The sequence below is a fragment of the Pseudomonas sp. Irchel s3h14 genome, assembly GCF_900187425.1.
GTDB lineage: Bacteria > Pseudomonadota > Gammaproteobacteria > Pseudomonadales > Pseudomonadaceae > Aquipseudomonas.
Window position 1 is genome coordinate 429754 of the sequence record NZ_FYDJ01000002.1, and the last position, 25254, is coordinate 455007.

Sequence of the window (25254 nt, forward strand, 5' to 3'; positions counted from 1 at the left end):
GCTCTTAGCTCGGTCGATAAACGCGCACATTGGCATGCCCCTCACTGAGCAAATGGTGGGCATGCAGGCGACTCATCACGCCTTTGTCGCAATACAGCAGGTACTGGCGAGTAGGGTCCAGTTCCTTGAAACGAGCGTTCAATGCATAAAACGGCATCGTTTGTACCTCAATGCCAACGAGGCCCAGCGGGTCATCTTCAGCGGCATCCGGATGACGGATATCGATGACGATCTGACCAGCCAGCGCTTCGCTGACTTCTTCGATCTGCAAGTCCTGGCCCAATTCGTCGATCACGCGATCGATCGGCACCAGTTTGGCGTTCTCGAGCGCACGCTCAAGTACTGCCATGTCGAACTGTTGTTCTTCGTACTCCACGCGTGGACGCTTGGCGTGGGTCTTGGGGTTCACCGAGATGACCCCGCAGTATTCCGGCATGTGCTTGGCGAAGTCGGCAGTACCGATTTCGTTAGCCAGGTCGATGATGTCCTGCTTGTGACTGGCGATCAGCGGACGCAAGACCAGCTTGTCGGTCACGCAGTCGATCACGGACAGGTTCGGCAGCGTCTGGCTCGACACCTGGGAAATCGCTTCGCCGGTGACCAGCGCTTCGATCTCCAGCCGATCGGCAATACGGGAAGCAGCGCGCAACATCATACGCTTCAAAACTACGCCCATATGACTGTTATCGACTTTCCCGAGAATTTCTCCCAGTACTTCCTCGAAAGGCACACTCACAAATAACACGCGTTGGGAGCTGCCGTACTTCTTCCAGATGAAGTGCGCGACTTCCATGACGCCCAGTTCATGGGCTCGTCCGCCCAGATTGAAGAAGCAGAAATGGCTCATCAGCCCGCGGCGCATGATCTGGTAGGCAGCGACGGTGGAATCGAAGCCGCCGGACATCAGCACAAGCGTCTGTTCCAGGGCACCCAGCGGATAACCGCCGATGCTGTTGTGCTGGTTGTGGATCACGAACAACCGTTTGTCGCGAATTTCGAGGCGAACTTCGATTTCCGGCTCTTTCAGCGAGATTCCGGCGGCGCCGCACTGACGACGCAGTTGGCTGCCGACGTATTTCTCGACGTCCATCGAACTGAATTCATGCTTGCCGGCACGCTTGCAGCGCACCGAAAAGATCTTCCCGGCCAACGCATCACCGAAGTGCTGCTTGCACTTGGCGACGATGTCGTCGAAGTCGCCCAACGGGTATTCATCGACCTGCAGGAAATGCGCGATGCCCGGCATGCAGCTCAGGCGCTCGGTCATCTCCTTGAGGGCTTTGGGCTCGCTGACGCGGGTTTCCAGCTCGAGATTGTCCCACACACCGTTCACCACCACAGCCGGGTCCAGGTCGCGGAGCACGGTACGGATATTTTTGGCCAACTGGCGGATGAAACGCATCCGTACCGGGCGGCTCTTGATGGTGATCTCGGGAAAGACTTTTACGATTAGTTTCATGAAAACAGCGCGCGCTGGGCCAGCCGAAAAAGGGGGGCGCGGATTATAGCGGAAATTGCTCAAGGTTTAACCAGTTAATGTGCAGAAGGTTTTGCACGCACCAAAACAGGTCATTTGTTGAATTTGACGCCACATTACAGGGCGCTATTTCCTGCTTTGCTCCGCTTTGCACCTTTATAAGCGTGAAATTGGGGCAAAAAACCCATGGTGGGGCACTGGCATGCAATTTGCTCCCTTGTGAGGCAGGTTGCCTTGGCAGAGTATTCGCGCCGGCATCACCCACATTCTAAGGGCATCCACTACTAAGCCCGAAGCCACCCGGAGGACACTATGTCGAAGTCGGTTCAACTCATCAAAGATCATGACGTCAAGTGGATTGATCTGCGCTTCACTGACACCAAAGGCACTCAGCACCACGTGACCATGCCGGCTCGCGACGCGCTGGATGAAGCTTTCTTCGAAGAAGGCAAAATGTTCGACGGTTCCTCCATCGCTGGCTGGAAAGGCATCGAAGCCTCCGACATGATCCTGATGCCGGACGACAGCACTGCCGTTCTCGACCCGTTCACCGAAGAGCCAACCCTGATCCTGGTTTGCGACGTGATCGAGCCTTCGACCATGCAAGGCTACGACCGTGACCCACGTGCGATCGCCAAGCGTGCCGAGGAATACCTGAAGTCGACCGGTATCGGCGACACCGTATTTGTTGGTCCAGAGCCTGAATTCTTCATCTTCGACGAAGTGAAGTTCAAGTCTGACATCTCCGGCTCCATGTTCAAGATCTACTCCGAACAAGGTTCGTGGATGTCCGACCAGGACGTGGAAGGCGGCAACAAAGGCCACCGTCCAGGCGTCAAAGGCGGCTACTTCCCGGTTCCGCCGTTCGACCACGACCACGAAATCCGTACCTCCATGTGCAACGCCATGGAAGAAATGGGCCTGGTCATCGAAGTTCACCACCACGAAGTGGCAACTGCTGGCCAAAACGAAATCGGCGTGAAGTTCAACACCCTGGTTGCCAAGGCTGACGAAGTTCAAACCCTGAAGTACTGCGTACACAACGTTGCTGATGCATACGGCCGCACCGCGACCTTCATGCCTAAGCCTCTGTACGGCGACAACGGTTCGGGTATGCACGTTCACCTGTCCATCGCCAAAGATGGCAAGAACACCTTCGCTGGCGAAGGCTATGCCGGCCTGTCCGACACCGCTCTGTACTTCATCGGCGGCATCATCAAGCACGGTAAAGCACTGAACGGCTTCACCAACCCGTCGACCAACTCCTACAAGCGTCTGGTCCCAGGTTTCGAAGCTCCAGTAATGCTGGCCTACTCGGCTCGCAACCGTTCCGCTTCGATCCGTATTCCTTACGTGTCCAGCCCTCGCGCTCGCCGTATCGAAGCTCGCTTCCCGGATCCGGCAGCTAACCCGTACCTGGCCTTTGCTGCCCTGGTAATGGCCGGCCTGGACGGTATCCAGAACAAGATCCACCCTGGCGACGCCGCTGACAAAAACCTGTATGACCTGCCGCCTGAAGAGGCGAAAGAGATCCCACAAGTTTGCGGCAGCCTGAAAGAAGCCCTGGAAGAGCTGGACAAAGGTCGTGCGTTCCTGACCAAAGGCGGCGTTTTCAGCGACGACTTCATCGACGCTTACATCGCTCTGAAAAGCGAAGAAGAAATCAAAGTACGTACCTTCGTACACCCACTGGAATACGAGCTGTACTACAGCTGCTAATCCAGTAGCGCCTGCGCAAGCGGCGTGACAAAAAAGAGGCCTCCTTCGGGAGGCCTTTTTTGTGGGCTACGTTTTATGCCCTGATCGTTCCCACGCTCTGCGTGGGAATGCAGCCCGTGACGCTCCGCGTCACTGGACGCGGAGCGTCCCTAGAGGCATTCCCACGCGGAGCATGGGAACGATCGCATCTGTGGTGCTTGGGGAATCTCGGAAATCATGCCCAAATGTTAACGAGCTGGGTCAATCGTCACCCCTGACCTATGCTGCACCTCAACGCCTTCGCTTCCGGTCGATTTTATGGGTCGTGGTTTTCTATTCATCCTGCTGCTGATCGCCCTGCCTGCCGCAGCGCAGATCTATAAATACACCGACGCCGACGGCAACACCGCCTATAGCAATCAACCGCCCGATGGCGTGAAGGCTCAGCCGGTCGAGTTGCCACCGCTTAACAGGGTTGAGCCTCAAGCCCCTTCTGCGCCACCTGTCGAAGCCACCAGCCGTGAACAGCCGCGCAGCGCTTACGAGGTGCTGGAGCTGACAAACTTACCAACCACCGAAGCTCTGCGTGCCAACAACGGCACCTTCACCGTCAACGTGCTGATCAAACCCCGCCTGCAAGGCCCTCATCTGTTCAGGCTGTTGCTGGACGATCAACCTTACGGCCAGCCGAGCAACGTGCCGATCCTGCAACTGGTCAATATTGATCGCGGCACACACAGCCTCGCAGTACAGGTGATCGATGGAGAAAACATCGTCCAGCAAAGCCCCACCGTGACATTCACCGTGCAACGGGTGCATAAGCCGTGAGGCTGTGGCTGCTGATCACCTGCTTGATCGCCCTGCCGGTGGCCGCCGAGGTGTTCACCTACGTCGACGCCCAGGGCAATCGGGTCTACACCGACCAGCCAGGTTCCGGCAACGCCAAGCGCGTGCCGCTGGCGACGAGTAACCGCATGTCCGCCAACCCTGGCGGCGCAGCACCGGTGAATGCTGGAAAGAAGACCGAAACAAAACCACTGTTCCACTACGACATGCTGAGAGTATTGGTGCCGGAGCCAGACGCCACGGTGCGCAGCAGTGCCGGCGAGATTATCGTCAGCGTCACCAGCGAACCCGGCCTGCAACGCGGCCACCACTACCGATTGCTACTCGACGGCCAACCCACCGCAGCGCCCGGCCTGAGCCCAGTATTCGCCCTGAGCAACATTGATCGCGGCAGCCATAACCTCTCCGTGGAAATCCTCGACGAGCAGGGCCGCACGGTCGAGCGCACCGCCAACCAGCCGTTCCATATGCTGCGCATCTCTCTCGCGCAGAAGCGCCAGGTCAAACCCTGCGCCCTCGCCGACTACGGCCAACGGCCGGAATGTCCGCTCAAAGACAAACCCGTAGAAGAAAAAAATCCCTTCCTGCGCTTCTTCTAACGCCGTTCAGGTTTGCGCACTATATTGGTGCAATTGGTTGCACCGTACTCACATCCCAACCCATTTTGGTTCGAAAGTACCCGTCAAAGCTGGCAGAACGCCACGCAAACGAGCGTCAAACGCCCGTTTCAGGCCTTTAACGCTTCTTTTCGGAGCCTTGGTTTGGTTTTTGCATTTTCCTTGTATCGGCGCGTTATTCACGCGCATGCCCTGCTCCAAAAGAGGTCCTGATGACCATTAGCGACGCACTGCATCGATTGCTACTCGACAACCTGACCACCGCCACCATTCTGCTCGACGCCGAACTGCGCCTCGAGTACATGAACCCGGCAGCGGAGATGCTCCTGGCCATCAGCGGTCAGCGTAGCCATGGGCAGTTCATCAGCGAGTTGTTCACCGAATCCACCGAGGCGCTGAACTCCCTGCGCCAAGCGGTCCAGCAGGCGCACCCGTTCACCAAGCGCGAAGCGATGCTTACCGCCCTCACCGGCCAGACGCTGACCGTCGACTACGCGGTAACGCCGATCCTGGCCAACGGCGCCACGATGCTGCTGCTGGAAGTCCACCCCCGTGACCGCTTGCTGCGGATCACCAAGGAAGAGGCGCAGCTGTCGAAGCAGGAAACCAGCAAGATGCTGGTGCGCGGCCTCGCTCACGAAATCAAGAATCCTCTCGGCGGGATACGCGGCGCGGCGCAATTGCTGGCCCGCGAACTGCCGGAAGAAAGCCTGCGCGACTACACCAACGTGATCATTGAAGAAGCCGACCGCCTGCGCAATCTGGTCGATCGCATGCTCGGTTCCAATAAGCTGCCGTCACTGGCGATGTGCAACGTCCACGAAGTTCTGGAACGCGTTTGTCATCTGGTGGAGGCCGAAAGCCAGGGCTGCATCACTTTGGTGCGCGACTACGACCCAAGCATTCCCGACGTGTTGATCGACCGCGAACAGATGATTCAGGCCGTGCTGAACATCGTGCGCAATGCGATGCAGGCCATCAGCAGCCAGAACGAGCTGCGCCTGGGCCGCATCAGCCTGCGCACCCGCGCCATGCGCCAGTTCACCATCGGCCACGTGCGCCATCGCCTGGTGACCAAGATCGAAATCATCGACAACGGCCCGGGCATTCCCGCGGAGTTGCAGGAAACCATCTTCTTCCCCATGGTCAGCGGCCGTCCGGACGGTACCGGGCTGGGCCTGGCCATAACCCAGAACATCATCAGCCAGCACCAGGGCCTGATCGAATGTGACAGCCATCCAGGCCACACCACCTTCTCGATCTTTCTGCCACTGGAACAAGGAGCCACATCGACATGAGCCGTAGTGAAACCGTGTGGATCGTCGATGACGACCGTTCTATCCGTTGGGTCCTGGAAAAAGCCTTGCAGCAAGAAGGCATGACCACGCAAAGCTTCGACAGCGCCGATGGCGTGATGAGCCGCCTGGCGCGCCAGCAGCCCGACGTGATCATCTCCGACATTCGCATGCCGGGTGCCAGTGGTCTGGACCTTCTGGCGCGGATTCGCGAACAACACCCACGGCTGCCGGTCATCATCATGACCGCTCACTCCGATCTGGACAGCGCTGTCGCGTCCTATCAGGGCGGCGCATTTGAATACCTGCCCAAGCCGTTCGACGTTGACGAAGCGGTGTCGCTGGTCAAACGCGCGAACCAGCACGCCCAGGAACAGCAAGGCCTGGAAGTCCCGGTCGCCTTGACCCGCACCCCGGAAATCATCGGTGAAGCGCCGGCGATGCAGGAAGTGTTTCGCGCCATCGGGCGCTTGAGCCACTCCAACATCACTGTGCTGATCAACGGTGAATCCGGTACCGGTAAAGAGCTGGTGGCCCACGCCCTGCACCGTCACAGCCCACGGGCGGCTTCGCCGTTCATTGCGCTGAACATGGCGGCGATCCCGAAAGACCTGATGGAATCCGAGCTGTTCGGCCATGAGAAAGGCGCGTTCACCGGCGCGGCCAACCTGCGTCGTGGTCGCTTTGAACAGGCTGACGGCGGCACGCTGTTCCTCGATGAAATCGGCGACATGCCGGCAGACACCCAGACTCGTTTGCTGCGGGTGTTGGCGGACGGCGAGTTCTATCGCGTCGGCGGCCATGTGCCGGTGAAGGTCGATGTGCGAATCATCGCCGCGACTCACCAGAATCTGGAAACCCTGGTGCACGCCGGGAAATTCCGTGAGGACTTGTTCCACCGCCTCAACGTGATCCGCATCCACATTCCACGGCTGTCGGACCGTCGCGAAGACATCCCGACCCTGGCCAAGCACTTCCTCAGCCGCGCCGCGCAAGAACTGGCGGTGGAGCCGAAGCTGCTGAAAAGCGAAACCGAGGAATACCTGAAGAACCTGCCGTGGGGCGGCAACGTGCGTCAGCTGGAGAACACCTGCCGCTGGATCACAGTGATGGCTTCGGGTCGCGAAGTGCACATCAGCGACCTGCCGCCGGAGCTGCTGAACCTGCCGCAGGATTCGGCGCCAGTGACCAACTGGGAGCAAGCGCTGCGCCAGTGGGCTGATCAGGCGCTGGCTCGCGGCCAGTCGAGCCTGCTCGACAGCGCCGTGCCGGCCTTCGAGCGGATCATGATCGAAACCGCCCTCAAACACACCGCCGGCCGCCGCCGCGATGCCGCGGTTTTGTTGGGTTGGGGGCGTAATACCCTGACGCGCAAGATCAAGGAATTGGGGATGAAGGTTGATGGTGGGGATGATGATGAAGGGGAAGAGGGTTAATCCTTAAGCCGATCGTTCCCACGCTCTGCGTGGGAATGCAGCCCGGGACGCTCCGCGTCCCTGCCGAAGCGGACGCAGAGCGTCCATTGAGGCATTCCCACGCAGAGCGTGGGAACGATCATCGACCCTCTGTGCACCGCCGCAATGCACCGTGAACCGCAATCGCGCACGGCAACAGATCCGAAATCCCGCTTCCGTCCGCAATCGACCCCCTATCAAAAAAACACCAAAGCCCCGGAATACGGGGCTTTCGACGTTTCAGCGCGACATTCTGTTTCAACTTGTTAAAACCTGGCACGCCCCCTGCAATAGTCCATTCAGTGATTCAGTTCACTACCCGGTTTCGGGGACCTTGGTACAGGCAGGCCGGGGATTCCCCTCTTTACATCGGGCTCACACCGCACAAGCGACGAGCCCAAGCAGTTTTGGGGCCCTTGATACAGGCAGGTCAGGGGTTCCTTCTTTACACCGGGCTCACGACGTAATGCGTGAGCCCTGCCGTTTTGGGAACCTTGGTACAGGCAGGCCGGGGATTCCCTCTTTTATTGCTCTCGGAGATGGATCTCCAGCCGCCAGCGGTCATCGACCTCGCTACCGGCCCACTCGCCCTGCAGTGGCCGGGCCGCCACCACCGTCAGCAACAACCCCCCATCACTCAAACGCACGCGCCAGTTCACGTTCTTGTCGTTGAGCTTGAGCTGACCTTTCTGTGCCTTGCCTTCAGCCTCGAACAGCAGCGCGAGGCTACCGTCGACGAACTCGCCGTGAGCCTTGGGTTCGTTGTTGAACCACACCACCAACCCATCGTTCGTGACCTCGACCTGCTGCAATTCGCTGGGGTCGGGGGTGGTCAGGCGACCGATCATCAACCCCACCATCACCCCTACAATCGCCAGCGAAGCCATCACTCGCGGGAATAGTTTCGAACGGTTGTCCACGGGCGGCGTAGAATGCCGCTCATCTTTACCTTCGGAGCCGTGCATGTTTCACGTCATCCTTTTCCAACCAGAAATTCCGCCGAATACCGGCAACGTTATCAGGCTGTGCGCCAACAGTGGCTGCCACCTGCATTTGATCGAACCGCTGGGCTTCGAGATGGACGACAAGCGTCTGCGCCGGGCCGGCCTCGATTACCACGAGTATGCCACCCTACAGCGCCACGCAGACCTCGCCAGCTGTCTGGAAAGCCTCGGTCATCCTCGGCTGTTCGCCTTCACCACCAAGGGCTCGCGACCGTTCCACGATGCCAGCTTCGCCGAGGGAGATGCGTTCCTGTTCGGCCCGGAAAGCCGTGGCTTGCCGGCGGAAGTACTCGATGCCCTGCCCGGCGAACAGCGCCTGCGCCTGCCGATGCGTGAAGGTTGCCGCAGCCTGAACCTGTCGAACACCGTAGCGGTCGCCGTGTACGAAGGCTGGCGCCAGCTCGGTTTCAAGTAACAGCACATAACAAATGTGGGAGCGGGCTTGCTCGCGAAGGGGTCATAACATTCAACATCATCGTTGTCTGTTACACCGCTTTCGCGAGCAAGCCCGCTCCCACATTGAAATTGCTTTGGTGCTTAAAACCGCTTACTGAACAGTCGGGGTTTCGCCCGCGGCCTGCATGCGTTGCAGCTCTTGTGCGTACAGCGCGTCGAAGTTCACCGGGGCCAGCATCAGCGCCGGGAACGAACCGCGGGTGACCAGGCTGTCCAGGGTTTCGCGAGCGTACGGGAACAGGATGTTCGGGCAGAACGCGCCGAGGGTGTGGCTCATCGAAGCGTCGTCGAGGTTCTTGATCAGGAAGATCCCGGCCTGTTGCACTTCAGCAATGAACGCCACTTCTTCACCGTTTTTCACGGTAACGGACAAGGTCAGCACGACTTCGTGGAAGTCACCTTCCAGGGCCTTTTGACGGGTGTTCAGATCCAGACCGACGCTTGGTTCCCACTGCTGGCGGAAGATGGCCGGGCTTTTCGGGGCTTCGAAGGACAAGTCACGTACGTAGATGCGCTGCAAGGAGAATTGCGGTGCGGTTTCTTCTTCGCTAGCTGCAGTGTTCTGTTGGTCAGTCATCTCAGATCCTTTCTGATCTTGGGGTCTTGTAGGGAAGGCATTCAGGCCTTGAGCATGGCGTCGAGCTTGCCGGCGCGCTCAAGGGCAAACAAATCATCACAACCACCCACGTGGGTGCTGCCGATCCAGATCTGCGGCACGGACGTACGTCCGGCCTTCTGAGCCATGGCGGCACGCACCTGCGGCTTGCCATCGACCTTGATCTCTTCGAAGGCCACGCCTTTGTTCTCGAGCAGGTACTTGGCTCGCGAACAGTAAGGGCAGTAATCGCTGGAATAGACGACGACGTTGCTCATATCACTTCACCAGCGGCAGGTTGTCGCCTTTCCAGCTGGAAATACCGCCGGAGAGCTTGGCGGCGGTGAAGCCGGACTTCATCAGTTCGCGGGCATGAGTGCCAGCAGTCTGGCCCATGGCGTCGACCAGAATGATGGTCTTGGCCTTGTGCTTTTCCAGTTCGCCGACGCGAGCGGTCAGTTTGTCGTGAGGAATGTTCACCGCGCCAACAATGTGACCGGCGGCGAAGTCCTTGGTCGAACGAATGTCGATCACAACGCCCGCGTCCTTGTTGACCAGCCCGGTCAGTTCACCGGTGCTCAGGCTGCGGCCGCCGCCTTGCATCTGATAAGCGATCAGCAACGCCAGCAGTACGACGAAGATACCGACGAGCAGATAGTGGTTAGTGGCAAATTCAATCAGGTGAGCAACCATCGAAGGAGGTTCCAGGGCGTTAAAATGTCGGCCAGTATACACAGCCACTATGGTGGGCCAAACCCCGTCCGGCGGTGACGCCGTCGGAACTTAGCTTTAAACTGCCACTCCCTTTTCCATCGCCCTCTTTTAACTCAGCCACGAGTGGAATCCATGACTACCACGCCTAAACCTTTGGTCCTGATTATTCTCGACGGCTTCGGTCACAGTGAGAGCCCTGAATCCAACGCCATCTTTGCGGCGAAGAAGCCCGTGCTGGACCGTCTGTGGGCCACCGTGCCAAACGGCCTGATCTCGGGCAGCGGCATGGACGTTGGCCTGCCGGATGGCCAGATGGGCAACTCCGAAGTCGGCCACATGAACCTCGGCGCCGGCCGCGTGGTGTATCAGGACTTCACCCGCGTGACCAAATCGATCCGCGACGGCGAGTTCTTCGAGAACCCGACCATCTGCGCCGCTGTCGATAAAGCCGTTGCTGCCGGCAAAGCCGTGCACTTCATGGGCCTGCTGTCCGATGGCGGCGTTCACAGCCACCAGGATCACCTGGTTGCCATGGCTGAACTGGCCTACAAACGTGGCGCTGAAAAAATCTATCTGCACGCCTTCCTCGACGGCCGCGACACGCCGCCGAAAAGCGCTCAGTCGTCCATCGAACTGCTGGATGCGGCCTTCCAGGCCCTCGGCAAAGGCCGGATCGCCAGCATTGTCGGCCGCTACTTCGCCATGGACCGCGACAACCGTTGGGACCGCGTGTCCCAGGCTTACAACCTGATTGTCGACGGCAACGGCGAATTCAACGCCGCCACCGCTCAGGAAGGTCTGCAAGCGGCGTACGAACGTGGCGAAAGCGACGAATTCGTCAAAGCCACCTCCATCGGTGAGCCGGTGAAAGTCGAAGACGGCGATGCCGTGGTGTTCATGAACTTCCGCGCTGACCGCGCCCGCGAACTGACCCGCGTGTTCGTCGAAGACGATTTCAAGGAATTCGAACGTGCCCGCCAGCCAAAACTGGCCGGCTTCGTCATGCTGACTCAGTACGCCGCCAGCATTCCTGCGCCATCGGCCTTCGCTGCGGGCAGCCTGGACAACGTGCTGGGCGACTACCTGGCGAAAAACGGCAAGACCCAGCTGCGCATCGCCGAAACCGAGAAGTATGCCCACGTAACCTTCTTCTTCTCCGGCGGCCGTGAAGAACCGTTCCCGGGCGAAGAACGCATCCTGATCCCGTCGCCAAAAGTCGCCACTTATGACTTGCAGCCAGAGATGAGCGCCCCGGAAGTCACCGACCGCATCGTCGATGCCATCGAAAACCAGCGTTACGACGTGATCGTGGTCAACTACGCCAACGGCGACATGGTCGGCCACAGCGGTGTGTTTGATGCAGCGGTGAAAGCCGTGGAATGCCTGGACCTGTGCGTCGGCCGCATCGTCGATGCGCTGGAAAAAGTCGGCGGCGAAGCGCTGATCACTGCCGATCACGGCAATGTCGAGCAGATGTCCGACGAGACTACTGGCCAAGCGCATACCGCGCACACTACCGAACCGGTGCCGTTCATCTATGTCGGCAAACGTGACTTAAAGGTTCGCGACGGCGGCGTGCTGGCGGATGTGGCACCGACCATGCTGATGCTGATGGGCCTGGAAAAACCGGCGGAAATGACCGGGACCTCGATTCTGGTGTAACCCGCCCCTTCAAACACCGCCATACCCTGTGGGAGCGGGCTTGCTCGCGAATGCGGTGGGTCAGTCGACATCAACGTTGCCTGACACACCGCATTCGCGAGCAAGCCCGCTCCCACACTGGTTTGTGGGTGTTTTGGGGTCCAGTCATCACACAGCCCCAATTGGGCATTTTTTTTGCCACGCTTGGCGGGCATACTAGGCTGTCCCTTTCCCTGGTGTCACCCGCCTCTATGCTTCGCGTCCTGATAGCCCTTGCTCTGACATGCCTGCTCCAACCGGCCTTTGCTGACGAGCGCGCGCAAACCCAACAACAGTTGGACGCCACGCGTCAGGACATTGCCGAGCTGAAAAAGCTGCTGGGCAAGCTCCAGGAAGAAAAATCCGGTGTGCAGAAAGACCTCAAAGGCACCGAGACCGAGATGGGCAAGCTCGAGAAGCAGGTCGATGCCCTGCAAAAAGAGCTGAAGAAAAGCGAATCCGAGCTGCAGCGACTCGATGCCGAGAAAAAAAAACTCCAGAGCGCGCGCATTGAACAGCAGCGACTGATCGCCATTCAGGCCCGCGCGGCCTATCAGAACGGCCGTCAGGAGTACTTGAAGCTGCTGCTCAACCAGCAGAATCCAGAAAAATTCGCCCGCACCCTCACCTATTACGACTACCTGAGCCAGGCCCGCCTGGAGCAGCTGAAGAATTTCAACGAAACCCTGCGCCAACTGGCCAATGTCGAAAAAGACATCGCCATGCAACAGGCGCAATTGCTGGTGCAGAAAAGCAGCCTCGACAGCCAGCGTGACGAACTCGATAAAGTCCGCAAGGAGCGCCAGCAAGTCCTGGCCAAGCTTAGCGACGACGTGAAGGCTCGCGATCAGAAGCTGGCAGCCCGCGAGCAGGATCAGGCAGACCTGTCTAAAGTCCTTAAAACCATTGAAGAAACCCTGGCCCGTCAGGCCCGAGAGGCAGAAGAAGCGCGGCAAAAAGCGCTGATCGCCCAGCAGGAAGCCGAAAAAAAGCGTTTACGTGAGGCTCAGGCTGCAGCAGATGCAGACGCCACTGACGCCCCACGCAAACCCGTTAAATCGACACCCGGCGCATTGGTTTCAAGTTCAGGCGAGACCTTTGGCGGCCCCTTTGTTTCAAGCCGGGGAAAACTTCCGTGGCCAGTCGATGGTCGACTGCTGGCACGCTTTGGCGAAACCCGTGGCGACGACGCCCGCACCAAGTGGGACGGCGTGATGATCAGCGCTTCCGCCGGCAGCCAGGTGCATGCCGTGCATGGCGGTCGCGTGGTGTTTGCCGACTGGTTGCGAGGCGCCGGGCTGCTGGTGATTCTCGACCACGGCAACGGTTTTTTGAGTCTTTATGGTCACAACCAGACGCTGCTCAAGTCTGCGGGTGACGTGGTAAAAGCCGGTGAATCCATCTCCACTGTCGGTAACAGTGGCGGGCAGGACACGCCAGCGCTGTATTTCGCTATTCGTCAGCAGGGTCACCCGAGTGATCCAGCGCAATGGTGTCGCGCGCAAGGATAAGCACGCGACCTAATTCAGGAGTTCGTTCGACATGCTGCATTTGTCCCGCCTTACCTCGCTGGCCCTGACGATCGCCCTGGTGATCGGCGCGCCTCTGGCGTTCGCCGCTCAACCGGCTCCGGCAGTCGCGCCTGCGGGCACTGCTGCGACCACCAAGGCGCCGTTGCCTCTGGAAGAGTTGCGCACTTTTGCCGAGGTCATGGATCGGATCAAGGCTGCCTATGTCGAACCGGTGGACGACAAGACCCTGCTGGAAAACGCCATCAAGGGCATGCTCAGCAACCTCGACCCGCACTCCGCCTACCTGGGCCCGGAAGACTTCGCTGAATTGCAGGAAAGCACCAGCGGCGAATTCGGCGGCCTGGGCATCGAAGTGGGCGCCGAAGACGGTTTCATCAAGGTGGTTTCGCCGATCGATGACACCCCGGCTTCCAAGGCTGGCATTCAGGCCGGCGACTTCATCGTCAAGATCAACGGCCAGCCGACCCGCGGCCAGAGCATGACCGAAGCCGTGGACAAGATGCGCGGCAAGATCGGCCAGAAAATCACCCTGACCCTGGTGCGCGACGGCGGTGCACCGTTCGACGTGACCCTGACCCGCGCCATCATTCAAGTGAAGAGTGTGAAGAGCCAGCTGCTGGAGTCCGGCTACGGCTACATCCGCATCACCCAGTTCCAGGTCAAGACCGGCGACGAAGTCTCCAAGGCCCTGGCCAAGCTGCGCAAGGACAATGGCAAGAAGCTCAAAGGCATCATCCTCGACCTGCGTAACAACCCGGGCGGCGTGCTGCAAGCGGCGGTGGAAGTGGTCGACCACTTCATCACCAAGGGCCTGATCGTTTACACCAAGGGCCGTATCGCCAACTCCGAGCTGCGCTTCTCCGCCACCGGCAAGGACGAAAGCGAAGCCGTGCCAATGGTCGCACTGATCAACGGCGGTAGCGCCTCGGCCTCGGAAATTGTCGCCGGTGCCTTGCAGGATCAGAAACGCGCGGTGGTCATGGGTACCACCAGTTTCGGCAAAGGCTCGGTACAAACCGTCCTGCCGCTGAACAACGAACGCGCACTGAAGATCACCACGGCGCTGTATTACACGCCGAACGGCCGCTCGATTCAGGCTCAGGGCATCGTCCCGGACATCGAAGTGCGCAGGGCCAAGATCACCAACGAGCAGGACGGCGAGTACTTCAAGGAAGCCGATCTGCAAGGTCACCTGGGCAATGGCAACGGCGGCGCCGACAAACCGACCAGCTCCAGCGGCAAAGCCAAGGCCATGCCGCAGGATGATGACTACCAATTGGCCCAGGCCCTGAGCCTGCTCAAAGGGTTGAGCATCACCTCCGGCCGCTGAGATGCGCCTGCGGTTATTCCTCGGTCTACTGTGTTGTCTGGCGGGTGTTGCTCACGCAGCGCCCGCCCCTCAAAAGGCCTACATCACTCTGATCATCGATGACCTGGGGCAGAACCTGCCCCGGGATCGTCGCGTGCTGGCCCTGCCCGGCCCGGTCACCACAGCGATCATGCCCGACACGCCCCACGCCACCGAATTCGCCCGCGAAGCCCATCGCGCCGGCAAGATCGTCATCCTGCACATGCCCATGGACCCGGCCACCGGTCCGTTTGCCTGGCACCCAGACTTGCCCATCGACGAACTCGAGAAACGCCTGAACGCAGCGTTTAAGGTCGTGCCCTACACCGCCGGGATCAACAACCACATGGGCAGTCGCATGACCTCTCAGCGACCGGCCATGGCTTGGCTGATGGCGGACTTGCAGCGTAGGCACAAGTTGTTCGTCGACAGCCGCACCAGTGCGCAAACCGTGGCGGCCGCCGAGGCGCAGAAGATTGGTCTGGCGAGCGTTTCGCGGGATGTATTCCTGGATGACGAGCCCACTGAAGCCGCGATTTTTACTCAGCTACAGACGGCTATCAGCCTGGCGCGCAAGCAGGGTTCTGCGGTGATGATCGGGCATCCGTATCCGCAGACATTAGCGGTGCTTGAACGTGAATTGCCCAAGCTCAAGGCTCAGGGCATTGACTGGATCGACATCAAACAGATGATCAGCGTGCGCGGCAATCGTGCAACTGCCGCGCATGGGAAGGACGGTAATTACCGACTGCCGTAAACCCAGTAATTCCACTGCAATTAGTTAGTTGATTTCAAACTTTATCAGCGCCGATAAATCACCACATCCACTCGCTACCGCCTCACAGTCGGATACACATCAACAACTAACACCCCTCCACTTCAATTACACTTCTTTCGCACCACAGCAACATCCAACTTTATTAACATCCACGTTCACAACCAAGGATCGGTTATGAATTACACATCTGTTATACGTACAACTATCCCCCTAATAGCACTCACCTTCTCCCTGGCCTCTTGCGCCTACACTGTTCCCGAGCCAGCGGAGCCCGTACTGCTCAGTAATGCTGACGGACGATACACCCACTGGAACGGCATTGGAGGTACATTCAAAGGTGGCAACCGCAATTGTACGGCAAGTTTGCTTGATACTCGCGACGCAATGGGTACCTCTACAGGCCCTGCTTACCTATTGACCAATGGGCACTGTGCTTCAATCATCTCCGGCACAGCAGCCGATACTCCATTTAACGGCCAGGTACAGTTCAACTTTTTCCACGATACGATGGAAGGCGCCAAGCGTTACGACATCAACAGGGTAAACTGGGCCAGCCTCGCCAGTTCTGATGTCGCTATCCTGGAACTAACCGACTCGCTGGATACATTGCTGAAGGACGGAATTACGCCACTCAAGCTAGCGTCTACAGCGCCTGTAGAACCGCGCCCGATTCAAGTCCCTGGCGCCCCTGGAATCGCCCCCGGCCTCAGGCTGTCAACCTGTACCCTGGAGCCAACTAACACCACATTGATCAAGCACTTGGCCGTCCACACCGATTACCAGAAGCACGACTGCAAGGGTATTGCACCAGGCTCTTCAGGGTCTCCCGTTCTTGATGCGGCGACAGGAGAAGTGATCGGTGTAATGTCCGGAACGACTTATGGTATCTCAACGGATGAGTTATGTTTCTGGCATGCACTTTGTGGAAATAATCAAAAAAAATCCATCTTGCCTGATCAGGCAAGCCATAGCTTTCCTGTTGACTATCTTTCTGACTGCTTCACCAATGGACGTTTTAATATGGACGCCCAATCTTGCACAACAAACCCGAACTTCAACTTCAAATCCAAAAGAAACGCTGACATCACACTTCATAGAAAACCCGTCGACCACAATGATCCAGCACCTGTCTGGGATGTCGACTTTTCGATGAGCACCGCTTTCTATCGCTTTAAAACAGTACGCGACGCACACGCTTGTTATTTGCCTGATCACTATAGCCGCCCGATCAGCACAGCCAATGCGAAAATTGATGCAGAGATCGGTCGAGAGAAAGGTTTGTATTATCTTTGCCTGGTGGGTGTCGAGTCAGCCGAGCAACGACCTAGCGTCGGATTACGCAGAAACACCCAAATACTGTCTGCCCGACTAACCGAACCGACTGCCGCCACACTACCTGAACCAACTGTCACCTTTAGTTACTCAGAGAAATATGTTTCTGTCGACTGGTTCGAAAAATCTTCTCGTTCCATTTGGACTCGATTCTACGATAATAACCTTGGCGAACATAATTGCGCTGATATAGATCGCAGGGAGTATGAACAAACAGATAATAGTCTTCTTATTCCACTGGAATTTCTTCCTGTGTCATTTTGCAGTTACATCGAGGACAGGAATTTTAATACTTCCGAGGTACACACCGTCCTGGTGCAAGCCCCGACAACGGTCACAGATACCGCGCCATGAAGTCGTCTACCACGCCTTCCCTGCGCAACTGATCCACGCAGCCTGAAGCTTGGCGACTAGCTTCAGGCTGCGCACTCGAGGCAATAACTATCTATATCTCTGGGCACAATGATGCGTGCCAGGATAGGACTCACTCTGAATTTCATCACCAAGGAATGGCCATGAAATGCATTAGTCATCTGTCCGCCTGGGGACTTGCCTGTCTCTTGGCCGCGAGCCCCTCTGCACACGCACGAGACCTGGGAGAAGGCGCTGTCAACAACTCAGGTTCAAAAGCCCTTCAAAACATTAACAACCAATACGCAATCTGGAGCGGCATCGGACGCCTTGCTCACCGCTCCGGCGCGTCCTGCACCGCCGCTCTTCTTGATACCAGAAACAGGCAAGGCAAAGCGGTGGGGCCGGCCTACCTGATTACCGCCGGCCATTGCGTTGTCTTTGCGTATGGCACCGCCCGCACGGACGAACCCATCGAAGCGAACATCACCTTCAACTACTTCCATGACACGCCCACGCACCACATTACTTACCCGGTTCGAATTGCTCGCTGGACCAGCATGGTGGGCACCGACCTGGCGATACTCGAGGTTGGGACTTCACTGGCAACCCTTATAAAGAAGGGTATCAACCCGCTCAATCTCGCCAGCCATCAAAGCTTCGAAGCCCATAACGTACTCAACCTTGGCGCACCCGCGGGCTATCTAGAGAAAGGGGTACGCTTGAGCGCCTGCTCAGAAGAGACGGCCGGAACCTTCATTGATCATCCAGGCGTATTTTCGCAGGCCATGAAAAACCTCTGCGATTTGCGTGGTGGTAGCTCTGGAAGCCCGATGCTTGATCGCCAGACCAATGAAATCACCGGCATCGTCAGCAAAGTTGCAGCCAGGTTAAAAAAGGAGGCATCGCCTGATTGCACAACGGCAGCCTGCCAGGCGGCCACCTTTAATTACAGCTACCCGGCCAACTTCCTGCATCAGTGCTTTATCGCGGGTGTTTTCGATGTCAATGCGCCGGACTGTTCACTCAAGCCTGTGAATCTTACGGTTACGCAGCCTTGGGACATCAAGCCTTATGTGCACACGCAAAAAAACACTGCTGGGCAAATTACGTTACCAACGTGGAATTTCAGGTTTTCGCTTGACGATCCGTTCTATCGCTATAAAGCCGTGCGCAACGCCAGAGACTGTCAAACACGTCGCAACTACAGCGACGCCATTCACTCCGAAGATGCCTACATCAACAACGAAATAGGCCCTCAACCCGGTACACATGCGCTATGCATCATCGGTGCCGCCTCGCAAGAGCAACCACTCACCCAGTCATCGTTGAAAAATGCTTTTACCCACGCGGTGTATTTGACCTCCGCCGAGCTGATGCCCAGCATCAGCCCTGATTACCGTGTCACCTGGGAACTCTTGCATGCGGAATTCATCCACAATTTCTTCTACTCAGTCCCCGCTGACGGTCAGCACTGTGGCGACATTGATGACCCTCGTTACAAGCCTGTTCCCGAGAGCATTACCTTCGCCGAAGAACAATTGCCGGTCATGCTGTGCAGTTACGTTCGCAATCGTTCCGGACAACCGTCATCGATACGCACCGACCTGATTGGACAGCCCTAGAGATACCGCGCCATGATGTCGTCCACCACGCCTTCCTTGCGTAGCTGATCCAGCGCGGCCTGAAGCTTGGCGACGATTTCGTCGGACACGTCTTTGTTCAGCGCCAGATAAAGTTGGGCACTGTTGAAACGCAGTACGGTCTTGAGACCAGTCACACCATCCTGCCGAGCTAGGTAACGGCCGGCAGGATCACCCGTCGCCCAAAGGTCGATCTGGCCATTGACCAGTTTCTTCGCGTTGTCCTGATCCCGCAGCACAACGATCGGTTTCAGTCCTTGCTTGGCCAGCGTCTCGGCAATCGCATCGCCCTTGTAGGCGCCGATCTTGTATTTGCGCGCCTGCTCCAGCGACTCAAGGCTGATCTTGCTATCGGCCTTGGCCAGCATGATCCAGTCATCCGGCCCGATCGGGCCTACCCACTTGAACAGGTTCTCGCGATCCGGCAACCGCGCCATCACAAATACGCCGTAACCGGGCTTCTCCAGGGCGAGCTTGTAGATTCGCTCCCAAGGAAAACGCAACGTCAGGCTGTAGGTGACTTCGGCGCGTTTAAACATCTCGCGGACGATGTCCACGGCGATGCCATTGATGTTCTCGTCTTGAGCGAAGTTCTTGCCGTTCTTCGCCATGTTGTAGGGGGGGAAATTTTCAGTCAGCAACACCAGACCGGTGTCGGGATTTTCTGCGGCATGCGCTCCATTGACGAGCAATAGAGAAGCGCTGGCGAGGACAAGAAGAAGGCGTTTAAGCATGTCTGGCTACCGAGATCCATGGCGTACCCAAGAGTGCCTTGAGCCCGCCATGCTGTCCACTGGCCTGTATCGGTTTGTTTAGCGCATCACGATGCCGCGATGAGCCATGTAGGCCTTGGCTTCCTGCACGGTGTATTCGCCAAAGTGGAAAATACTCGCCGCCAACACTGCACTGGCGTGGCCTTCGATAATGCCGTCGGCCAAATGCTGCAGGTTACCGACGCCGCCGGAGGCGATCACCGGGATACCCAGCGCGTCACTTATGGCGCGGGTAACGCCCAGGTCGAAGCCGTTTTTCATGCCGTCCTGGTCCATGCTGGTCAGCAGGATTTCGCCGGCGCCCAGGCCTTCCATTTTTTTCGCCCATTCAACAGCGTCAAGACCGGTAGGCTTGCGACCGCCGTGGGTGAAGATTTCCCAGCGCGGGGCTTCGCCCGGGCCGGAGACCTTCTTCGCGTCGATGGCAACGACGATGCACTGCGAACCGAAATGCTGAGCCGCTTCACCGACGAATTCCGGGTTGAACACCGCAGCAGTGTTGATCGAAACCTTGTCCGCGCCAGCATTCAGCAGATTGCGAATGTCCTGCACGGTACGCACACCGCCGCCCACGGTCAGCGGGATGAACACCTGGCTGGCCATGCGCTCAACGGTATGCAGTGTGGTGTCGCGACCATCGACGCTGGCGGTGATGTCGAGAAAGGTAATCTCGTCGGCACCCTGCTCGTCGTAACGACGGGCGATTTCCACCGGGTCGCCGGCATCACGGATGTTCTCGAACTTGACGCCCTTGACCACCCGGCCGTTATCCACGTCCAGGCAAGGGATGATGCGTTTGGCCAGCGCCATGGTCAGTCCTCAGCCTTTGTACGAATCGCAGAAAGCTTGCGCTTCAGCGACATCGAGAGTGCCTTCGTAGATCGCCCGACCGGTGATCGCGCCGATGATGCCTGGCGCTTTCGCGTCGAGCAGCGACTTGATGTCACCGAGGTTGTGGATGCCACCGGAAGCGATGACCGGGATCTTCGTTGCAGCGGCCAGCGCAGCGGTGAACGGTACGTTGCAGCCCTGCATCATGCCGTCTTTGGCGATGTCGGTATAAACGATCGCAGACACGCCGTCGGCTTCGAACTGCTTGGCCAGGTCGATCACCTGAATGGTGCTGATTTCAGCCCAGCCGTCAGTGGCGACAAAACCGTCTTTGGCATCCAGACCCACGATCACCTTGCCCGGAAACGCGCGGCAGGCTTCGGCGACAAAGGCCGGATCTTTCACGGCTTTGGTGCCGATGATCACGTAGCTCACGCCGGCTTTCACGTAGTGTTCGATGGTTTCCAGGGAACGGATACCGCCGCCGATCTGGATCGGCAGGTTCGGGTAGCGCTTGGCGATGGCGGTGACCACTTCGCCGTTGACCGGCTGGCCTTCGAAGGCGCCGTTCAGGTCGACCAGATGCAGACGACGGCAACCGCCCTCCACCCACTTGGCAGCCATGCTCACCGGGTCATCGGAGAACACCGTGGAATCTTCCATGCGGCCCTGGCGCAGACGAACACAGGCACCGTCTTTAAGATCGATAGCGGGAATAATCAGCATCTGGCAAACCTTCAAATTCGATTGTTCAGCTTCGCTCGAAAATCAGTTTTTCTCGAGCGCCCACAAGTCGCTTTCGATGCTTTCGAACCTCTCTTTGAGGTGCGTCTGCACATCGAAAATCGCCCTGTTGTAATAGTGCGGCGCAATTTCACGGGTAAACAGCTCAAGGATTTCGGCCGCTTCGAACGAACCCAGGTCCAGTTCGAAGCGATCTTCCATAAAGCGCTTGATCTTGTGATTGGCCTCGTTCTCCTGTTCGGGAGTGAGGGTCAGGATCGGCGGCTTCTTCTTGACGGCCATTTACCAGCGACCATCCCACGCGGCGAAGTTCTGCAGCAATTGCAGGCCATGGGTATGGCTCTTCTCCGGGTGGAACTGCACGGCGAAACGCGAGCCATCGGCCAGCGCCGCAGCGAAATCGACACCGTAGTGACCGCCGCCCACCACTTGCCGCGCATTGCCGGCAGCGATGTAGTAGCTGTGCACGAAGTAGAAACGCGCCAGGTCCGGAATGTCGTGCCACAGCGGGTGACTCACCTTCTGCTTCACTTCGTTCCAGCCCATGTGCGGGACTTTCAGGTGTTCGCCGTCTTCGTGCAGGTCTTTGCCGAAGAACTTCACCGCGCCCGGGAACAGGCCGATGCAGTCAACGCCGTCGTTCTCTTCACTGGTGTCGAGCAAGGCTTGCATGCCGACGCAAATCCCGAGGAACGGGCGGTCCTGGCTGACTTCACGCACCAGCGAATCGAAGCCCAGGCGACGGATCTCCGCCATGCAATCGCGAATCGCGCCGACGCCGGGGAAAACCACCCGGTCGGCTTCGCGAATCACATCGGCATCGCTGGTGATCAAGACCTTGCCGGCACCAACGTGCTCGAGGGCCTTGGCCACCGAGTGCAGGTTGCCCATGCCGTAATCGATAACCGCGACCGTCTGCATTACAGAACGCCTTTGGTCGATGGCATCTGACCGGCCATGCGGTCATCCAGCTCTACCGCCATGCGCAGGGCGCGGCCGAAAGCCTTGAACACGGTTTCGATCTGGTGGTGAGTGTTGGTGCCGCGCAGGTTGTCGATGTGCAGGCTGACGAGCGCGTGGTTGACGAAGCCCTGGAAGAATTCCTGGAACAGGTCAACGTCGAAGCCGCCAACGGTGGCACGGGTGTAGGGAACGTGCATCTGCAGGCCAGGGCGGCCGGAGAAGTCGATCACCACGCGCGACAGCGCTTCATCGAGCGGCACGTAGGCGTGGCCGTAGCGACGGATGCCTTTCTTGTCGCCGATGGCTTTGGCGAAGGCCTGACCCAAAGTGATACCGACGTCTTCCACCGTGTGGTGGTCGTCGATATGCAGGTCGCCCTTGCTGACAATATCCAGGTCGATCAGCCCGTGACGGGCGATCTGGTCCAGCATGTGCTCAAGAAAAGGAACACCGATATCAAATCGGGCCTTTCCGGTGCCATCCAGGTTGATCGAGGCTTTGATCTGGGTTTCCAGAGTGTCGCGCTCGACTGACGCCTTACGTTCGGCCATCACCAGCTCCGCAAAATCATTGGGCGAAAAAGGCAACCATTATAGGGGCGCGGGCCGGAAACAGAAACACGAGAGGTGATATGACTGACGGAGTGAATTCCGTCTTGTCGGGGATAGACATGTCCATACAAGCCATTCGGATGGAACACAAAACAAATGTGGGAGCGGGCTTGCTCGCGAAGAGGGAGTGTCAGTCGACATTAACGCCGCCTGACACACCGCCTTCGCGAGCAAGCCCGCTCCCACAGGGATGACGCGTTTACTGAACTTAGTGGAAGAGGACCGCGGTTTTCTGCAGGGTCACCCAAACACCCCATGCCAACGGAATACCCACCACCAGCCATGCAGCCACTGCCAAAGGCTTGGTGCCCGCATCCGCTTTCCACTCCAATACGGTGCTGCTGTCAGCACCTTTGTCGTGGCCCAGCGCCTGTTCGGCGGCCAGTTCAGCGTCGGTCATGAAGTACTTGTCAGCCACCGGACGCACCAGCAGGTTGCAGATGAAACCCAGCACCAGCAGGCCTGCGAGGATGTACAGGGTGATGTCATAAGCCGCGGCGCGTTCAACGCCGATGCTCAGCTGATACTCACGCAGGTAGTTCACCAACACCGGACCCAACACGCCCGCCGCCGCCCACGCCGTCAGCAGACGACCGTGGATCGCGCCGACCATTTGCGTACCGAACAGGTCCGCGAGATACGCAGGGACAGTCGCAAAACCACCGCCGTACATCGACAGGATGATGCAGAAGGCCGCCACGAACAGCGCAACGTTGCCCAGGTGACCGAGGTTCGGGATCAACGCGTACAGGGCAAAACCAAGAGCGAAGAACACGAAATAAGTGTTTTTGCGACCCAGGTAATCCGAGAACGAGGCCCAGAAGAACCGGCCACCAATGTTGAACAGGCTCAGCAAACCGGTGAAACCGGCAGCAATCGCAGCAATCGAGGCCAACTGCGAGGCGTCCAGCTGACCAAATGTCAGGCCGTTACCCAACAACGTACCAGCGAACACTTCCTGCAACAGCGGCGAAGCCATGCCGAGGATGCCGATACCCGCCGAAACGTTCAGGCACAGCACCAGCCACACCAGACGGAATTGCGGGGTTTTCCACGCCACGTTCACGTGGACGTGACGATGGGTGATCATCGCGTTGGAAGCTTTTTTCGCCGGAGCGGTCCAGCCTTCAGGCTTCCAGCCGGTTGGCGGAACGCGGTAGGACAGTGCGCCACCGATCATGAACACGAAGTAGATCGCAGCCATCACCAGGAAGCTCTGCCATACGCCGACGCTGGTTGGCGAAGCGAAGTGGCCCATCAAGGCTGCGGCCAGCGGAGCACCAACCATCGCGCCACCACCGAAACCCATGATCGCCATGCCGGTCGCCATGCCACGCTTGTCCGGGAACCACTTGATCAGGGTCGAGACCGGCGAGATGTAACCCAGGCCCAGGCCGATGCCGCCAATGACCCCGGAGCCGATCCACATCAGCCATATCTGGTGGGTATAGACCCCCAGTGCTGAAATCAGCAGACCGCCACACCAGCACAGCGCCGATACAACGCCAGCCTTGCGTGGCCCGGCGTGTTCCAGCCAGCCGCCCCAAATGGCGGCCGAGCAACCGAGGAAGATGAAGAACAGGGTGTAGATCCAGCCGAGCATCGAGATCGGCCAGTCACATTGGGACGAGAAGACTTGCGAGATGAAGCTCATGTCCGGCGCGCAGGCCGCTGCCTTGGCCACGCCCAAGGCTTTGGACAGTGGCAACCAGAACACCGAAAAGCCGTAGGCCATGCCGATGCAGAGGTGAATGGCCAGGGCGGCCGGTGGTACCAGCCAACGGTTGAAACCGGGCTTGGCGATGATGCGTTCCTTGGACAGGAACGCGGGCTGGTCGGCTTTGAGGCCGTCCGCCGTGATGCTCGTGGTCATTGTGTATCCCCCAATTATTAGAATGGTTCGTCAGCGCTCCTCACCCCCAGCCTTTATGCGCACGCATGACTGTTTTTGAGGTGAAGCTCCATTTTGGTGCGACATCACGTCGCAGAAGGACGGACGAACCGGCAGAGGTTACCATCTGTACGTGACAGAAAAACCAAAGTGACATCACCTTTTGTACGTCAACAGTTCTCGTACCACTGAAGGATCCCTCATGCCGATCATTGTCGAGCCGCTGAACGAAGCCACTTATCAGGATCAGCAAGATCTGCAGAAGATCTACCGCGATGCTCCGGACTGGCTGTTTGCCCCGTTTGCCGGAGATTTGCAGCTGATCGAAGCCTGCCTGCTGGACGGCTCGCTGATCGCTGGCCGCTTCAACTATCGGCTTTTGGGCGCGGCACGTCTGCAACGGCACTCGGATGTCTGGCATTTGTCCCAACTATGCGTACGAAAAATCACCCGTCGTCGTGGCGTGGCCGAGCGCTTGGTGAACGAAGCGCAGAAAATGGCGTCGCAAGCGGGCGCGACATTGCGCTTGCTGGCGCCTGCCGGGCATCTGGAGGCACAAGCGCTGGCGGCCAAACTGAAAATACCGCTGGATGAGTTGCCGACGTGATCGCTGACCGGTCG

At 58.4% G+C, this 25254-nt stretch carries 25 protein-coding genes; 13 read left to right on the forward strand and 12 right to left on the reverse strand.

The window, feature by feature from the left end; all coding sequences use genetic code 11:
* Positions 1–4: 4 nt before the first annotated feature.
* Positions 5–1459 (reverse strand): tRNA uracil 4-sulfurtransferase ThiI, encoded by a 1455-nt coding sequence (thiI, locus tag CKW16_RS05515; protein ID WP_095127550.1) that lies wholly within the window; start codon positions 1457–1459, stop codon positions 5–7.
* A gap of 330 nt (positions 1460–1789) precedes the next feature.
* Between thiI and glnA the strand changes: the two genes are divergently transcribed.
* From glnA to ntrC, 5 genes are all read left to right on the forward strand, one after another.
* On the forward strand, positions 1790–3196 hold the full coding sequence (glnA, locus tag CKW16_RS05525) for a glutamate--ammonia ligase (RefSeq protein ID WP_046045568.1): 1407 nt from the start codon (positions 1790–1792) through the stop codon (positions 3194–3196).
* Positions 3197–3493: 297 nt separating this feature from the next.
* Positions 3494–4003: a DUF4124 domain-containing protein gene (locus CKW16_RS05530; RefSeq protein ID WP_095127552.1), complete on the forward strand. Its 510-nt coding sequence runs from the start codon at positions 3494–3496 to the stop codon at positions 4001–4003.
* Positions 4000–4620: a DUF4124 domain-containing protein gene (locus CKW16_RS05535; RefSeq protein WP_095127553.1), complete on the forward strand. Its 621-nt coding sequence runs from the start codon at positions 4000–4002 to the stop codon at positions 4618–4620. The genes CKW16_RS05530 and CKW16_RS05535 overlap by 4 nt, the downstream gene beginning before the upstream one ends.
* 230 nt (positions 4621–4850) lie before the next feature.
* Positions 4851–5936, forward strand: coding sequence for a nitrogen regulation protein NR(II) (gene glnL, locus CKW16_RS05540; protein WP_008149435.1), 1086 nt, complete (start codon positions 4851–4853; stop codon positions 5934–5936).
* Positions 5933–7369: a nitrogen regulation protein NR(I) gene (gene ntrC / locus CKW16_RS05545; RefSeq protein WP_046052178.1), complete on the forward strand. Its 1437-nt coding sequence runs from the start codon at positions 5933–5935 to the stop codon at positions 7367–7369. Before glnL ends, ntrC begins: the two co-directional genes overlap by 4 nt.
* Positions 7370–7911: 542 nt before the next feature.
* Here the strand turns inward: ntrC and CKW16_RS05550 are convergent.
* Entirely contained in the window at positions 7912–8352 is a 441-nt protein-coding gene (locus tag CKW16_RS05550; protein WP_095127554.1) for a hypothetical protein, read from the reverse strand.
* Between CKW16_RS05550 and CKW16_RS05555 the strand changes: the two genes are divergently transcribed.
* On the forward strand, positions 8351–8806 hold the full coding sequence (locus CKW16_RS05555; protein WP_007949025.1) for a tRNA (cytidine(34)-2'-O)-methyltransferase: 456 nt from the start codon (positions 8351–8353) through the stop codon (positions 8804–8806). The two genes, CKW16_RS05550 and CKW16_RS05555, sit on opposite strands and share 2 nt — an antisense overlap.
* A 132-nt stretch (positions 8807–8938) precedes the next feature.
* Here the strand turns inward: CKW16_RS05555 and secB are convergent, their stop codons facing one another.
* The 3 genes from secB to CKW16_RS05570 are packed head-to-tail and all read right to left on the reverse strand — an operon-like array spanning position 8939 to position 10135.
* Complete coding sequence (gene secB, locus CKW16_RS05560) at positions 8939–9424, reverse strand: protein-export chaperone SecB (RefSeq protein WP_007897410.1); 486 nt, start codon at positions 9422–9424, stop codon at positions 8939–8941.
* Positions 9425–9465: 41 nt separating this feature from the next.
* Positions 9466–9720, reverse strand: a complete 255-nt coding sequence (gene grxC, locus CKW16_RS05565) for a glutaredoxin 3 (protein WP_008149430.1) — start codon at positions 9718–9720, stop codon at positions 9466–9468.
* A 1-nt stretch (position 9721) separates the two neighbouring features.
* Positions 9722–10135 (reverse strand): rhodanese-like domain-containing protein, encoded by a 414-nt coding sequence (locus CKW16_RS05570; protein WP_008149429.1) that lies wholly within the window; start codon positions 10133–10135, stop codon positions 9722–9724.
* 153 nt (positions 10136–10288) lie between these two features.
* Between CKW16_RS05570 and gpmI the strand changes: the two genes are divergently transcribed.
* From gpmI to CKW16_RS05605, 6 genes are all read left to right on the forward strand, one after another.
* On the forward strand, positions 10289–11818 hold the full coding sequence (gpmI, locus tag CKW16_RS05575) for a 2,3-bisphosphoglycerate-independent phosphoglycerate mutase (RefSeq protein WP_095127555.1): 1530 nt from the start codon (positions 10289–10291) through the stop codon (positions 11816–11818).
* Between the two features lie 230 nt (positions 11819–12048).
* Positions 12049–13347: a murein hydrolase activator EnvC gene (locus CKW16_RS05585; protein ID WP_095127556.1), complete on the forward strand. Its 1299-nt coding sequence runs from the start codon at positions 12049–12051 to the stop codon at positions 13345–13347.
* Positions 13348–13378: 31 nt separating this feature from the next.
* Positions 13379–14698 carry a S41 family peptidase gene (locus tag CKW16_RS05590; RefSeq protein ID WP_095127557.1) on the forward strand — a complete coding sequence of 440 codons (1320 nt, stop codon included), beginning with the start codon at positions 13379–13381 and terminating at the stop codon, positions 14696–14698.
* A gap of 1 nt (position 14699) precedes the next feature.
* Complete coding sequence (locus CKW16_RS05595; RefSeq protein WP_095127558.1) at positions 14700–15473, forward strand: divergent polysaccharide deacetylase family protein; 774 nt, start codon at positions 14700–14702, stop codon at positions 15471–15473.
* Between the two features lie 195 nt (positions 15474–15668).
* Entirely contained in the window at positions 15669–17180 is a 1512-nt protein-coding gene (locus CKW16_RS05600; RefSeq protein WP_095127559.1) for a serine protease, read from the forward strand.
* A 161-nt stretch (positions 17181–17341) separates the two neighbouring features.
* Positions 17342–18802, forward strand: coding sequence for a serine protease (locus CKW16_RS05605; protein WP_095127560.1), 1461 nt, complete (start codon positions 17342–17344; stop codon positions 18800–18802).
* Here the strand turns inward: CKW16_RS05605 and CKW16_RS05610 are convergent.
* The 7 genes from CKW16_RS05610 to CKW16_RS05640 form a co-directional block, all read right to left on the reverse strand.
* Positions 18799–19554 (reverse strand): ABC transporter substrate-binding protein, encoded by a 756-nt coding sequence (locus CKW16_RS05610; protein WP_095127561.1) that lies wholly within the window; start codon positions 19552–19554, stop codon positions 18799–18801. The two genes, CKW16_RS05605 and CKW16_RS05610, sit on opposite strands and share 4 nt — an antisense overlap.
* A 78-nt stretch (positions 19555–19632) precedes the next feature.
* The gene (hisF, locus tag CKW16_RS05615; protein ID WP_095127562.1) at positions 19633–20403 is read right to left on the reverse strand and encodes an imidazole glycerol phosphate synthase subunit HisF; all 771 of its coding nucleotides are present in this window, start codon (positions 20401–20403) and stop codon (positions 19633–19635) included.
* Between the two features lie 9 nt (positions 20404–20412).
* Positions 20413–21150 (reverse strand): 1-(5-phosphoribosyl)-5-[(5-phosphoribosylamino)methylideneamino]imidazole-4-carboxamide isomerase, encoded by a 738-nt coding sequence (gene hisA / locus CKW16_RS05620; RefSeq protein ID WP_033058290.1) that lies wholly within the window; start codon positions 21148–21150, stop codon positions 20413–20415.
* A 42-nt stretch (positions 21151–21192) separates the two neighbouring features.
* Positions 21193–21450: a DUF2164 domain-containing protein gene (locus CKW16_RS05625; protein WP_008024930.1), complete on the reverse strand. Its 258-nt coding sequence runs from the start codon at positions 21448–21450 to the stop codon at positions 21193–21195.
* Positions 21451–22089 carry an imidazole glycerol phosphate synthase subunit HisH gene (hisH, locus tag CKW16_RS05630; RefSeq protein ID WP_095127563.1) on the reverse strand — a complete coding sequence of 213 codons (639 nt, stop codon included), beginning with the start codon at positions 22087–22089 and terminating at the stop codon, positions 21451–21453.
* Positions 22089–22682: an imidazoleglycerol-phosphate dehydratase HisB gene (gene hisB / locus CKW16_RS05635; RefSeq protein ID WP_003218037.1), complete on the reverse strand. Its 594-nt coding sequence runs from the start codon at positions 22680–22682 to the stop codon at positions 22089–22091. The genes hisH and hisB overlap by 1 nt, the downstream gene beginning before the upstream one ends.
* 268 nt (positions 22683–22950) lie before the next feature.
* Entirely contained in the window at positions 22951–24615 is a 1665-nt protein-coding gene (locus CKW16_RS05640) for an OFA family MFS transporter (RefSeq protein WP_095127564.1), read from the reverse strand.
* Positions 24616–24835: 220 nt separating this feature from the next.
* Here CKW16_RS05640 and CKW16_RS05645 point away from each other — a divergent pair, with 220 nt between their 5' ends.
* Positions 24836–25240 carry an acetyl-CoA sensor PanZ family protein gene (locus CKW16_RS05645; protein WP_095127565.1) on the forward strand — a complete coding sequence of 135 codons (405 nt, stop codon included), beginning with the start codon at positions 24836–24838 and terminating at the stop codon, positions 25238–25240.
* Positions 25241–25254 lie beyond the last annotated feature (14 nt).

Bases quoted from the DNA above. Each gene is read 5' to 3' on its own strand.
- hisH (WP_095127563.1), bottom strand. From the start codon at position 22,089: ATGCAGACGGTCGCGGTTATCGATTACGGCATGGGCAACCTGCACTCG.
- CKW16_RS05625 (WP_008024930.1), bottom strand. From the start codon at position 21,450: ATGGCCGTCAAGAAGAAGCCGCCGATCCTGACCCTCACTCCCGAACAG.
- CKW16_RS05640 (WP_095127564.1), bottom strand. From the start codon at position 24,615: ATGACCACGAGCATCACGGCGGACGGCCTCAAAGCCGACCAGCCCGCG.
- CKW16_RS05590 (WP_095127557.1), top strand. From the start codon at position 13,379: ATGCTGCATTTGTCCCGCCTTACCTCGCTGGCCCTGACGATCGCCCTG.
- secB (WP_007897410.1), bottom strand. From the start codon at position 9,424: ATGACTGACCAACAGAACACTGCAGCTAGCGAAGAAGAAACCGCACCG.
- CKW16_RS05550 (WP_095127554.1), bottom strand. From the start codon at position 8,352: ATGCACGGCTCCGAAGGTAAAGATGAGCGGCATTCTACGCCGCCCGTG.
- CKW16_RS05645 (WP_095127565.1), top strand. From the start codon at position 24,836: ATGCCGATCATTGTCGAGCCGCTGAACGAAGCCACTTATCAGGATCAG.
- hisA (WP_033058290.1), bottom strand. From the start codon at position 21,150: ATGCTGATTATTCCCGCTATCGATCTTAAAGACGGTGCCTGTGTTCGT.
- glnL (WP_008149435.1), top strand. From the start codon at position 4,851: ATGACCATTAGCGACGCACTGCATCGATTGCTACTCGACAACCTGACC.
- gpmI (WP_095127555.1), top strand. From the start codon at position 10,289: ATGACTACCACGCCTAAACCTTTGGTCCTGATTATTCTCGACGGCTTC.
- hisB (WP_003218037.1), bottom strand. From the start codon at position 22,682: ATGGCCGAACGTAAGGCGTCAGTCGAGCGCGACACTCTGGAAACCCAG.
- CKW16_RS05610 (WP_095127561.1), bottom strand. From the start codon at position 19,554: ATGCTTAAACGCCTTCTTCTTGTCCTCGCCAGCGCTTCTCTATTGCTC.
- hisF (WP_095127562.1), bottom strand. From the start codon at position 20,403: ATGGCGCTGGCCAAACGCATCATCCCTTGCCTGGACGTGGATAACGGC.
- CKW16_RS05605 (WP_095127560.1), top strand. From the start codon at position 17,342: ATGAAATGCATTAGTCATCTGTCCGCCTGGGGACTTGCCTGTCTCTTG.
- CKW16_RS05585 (WP_095127556.1), top strand. From the start codon at position 12,049: ATGCTTCGCGTCCTGATAGCCCTTGCTCTGACATGCCTGCTCCAACCG.
- grxC (WP_008149430.1), bottom strand. From the start codon at position 9,720: ATGAGCAACGTCGTCGTCTATTCCAGCGATTACTGCCCTTACTGTTCG.
- CKW16_RS05555 (WP_007949025.1), top strand. From the start codon at position 8,351: ATGTTTCACGTCATCCTTTTCCAACCAGAAATTCCGCCGAATACCGGC.
- thiI (WP_095127550.1), bottom strand. From the start codon at position 1,459: ATGAAACTAATCGTAAAAGTCTTTCCCGAGATCACCATCAAGAGCCGC.
- ntrC (WP_046052178.1), top strand. From the start codon at position 5,933: ATGAGCCGTAGTGAAACCGTGTGGATCGTCGATGACGACCGTTCTATC.
- CKW16_RS05530 (WP_095127552.1), top strand. From the start codon at position 3,494: ATGGGTCGTGGTTTTCTATTCATCCTGCTGCTGATCGCCCTGCCTGCC.
- CKW16_RS05570 (WP_008149429.1), bottom strand. From the start codon at position 10,135: ATGGTTGCTCACCTGATTGAATTTGCCACTAACCACTATCTGCTCGTC.
- glnA (WP_046045568.1), top strand. From the start codon at position 1,790: ATGTCGAAGTCGGTTCAACTCATCAAAGATCATGACGTCAAGTGGATT.
- CKW16_RS05595 (WP_095127558.1), top strand. From the start codon at position 14,700: ATGCGCCTGCGGTTATTCCTCGGTCTACTGTGTTGTCTGGCGGGTGTT.
- CKW16_RS05600 (WP_095127559.1), top strand. From the start codon at position 15,669: ATGAATTACACATCTGTTATACGTACAACTATCCCCCTAATAGCACTC.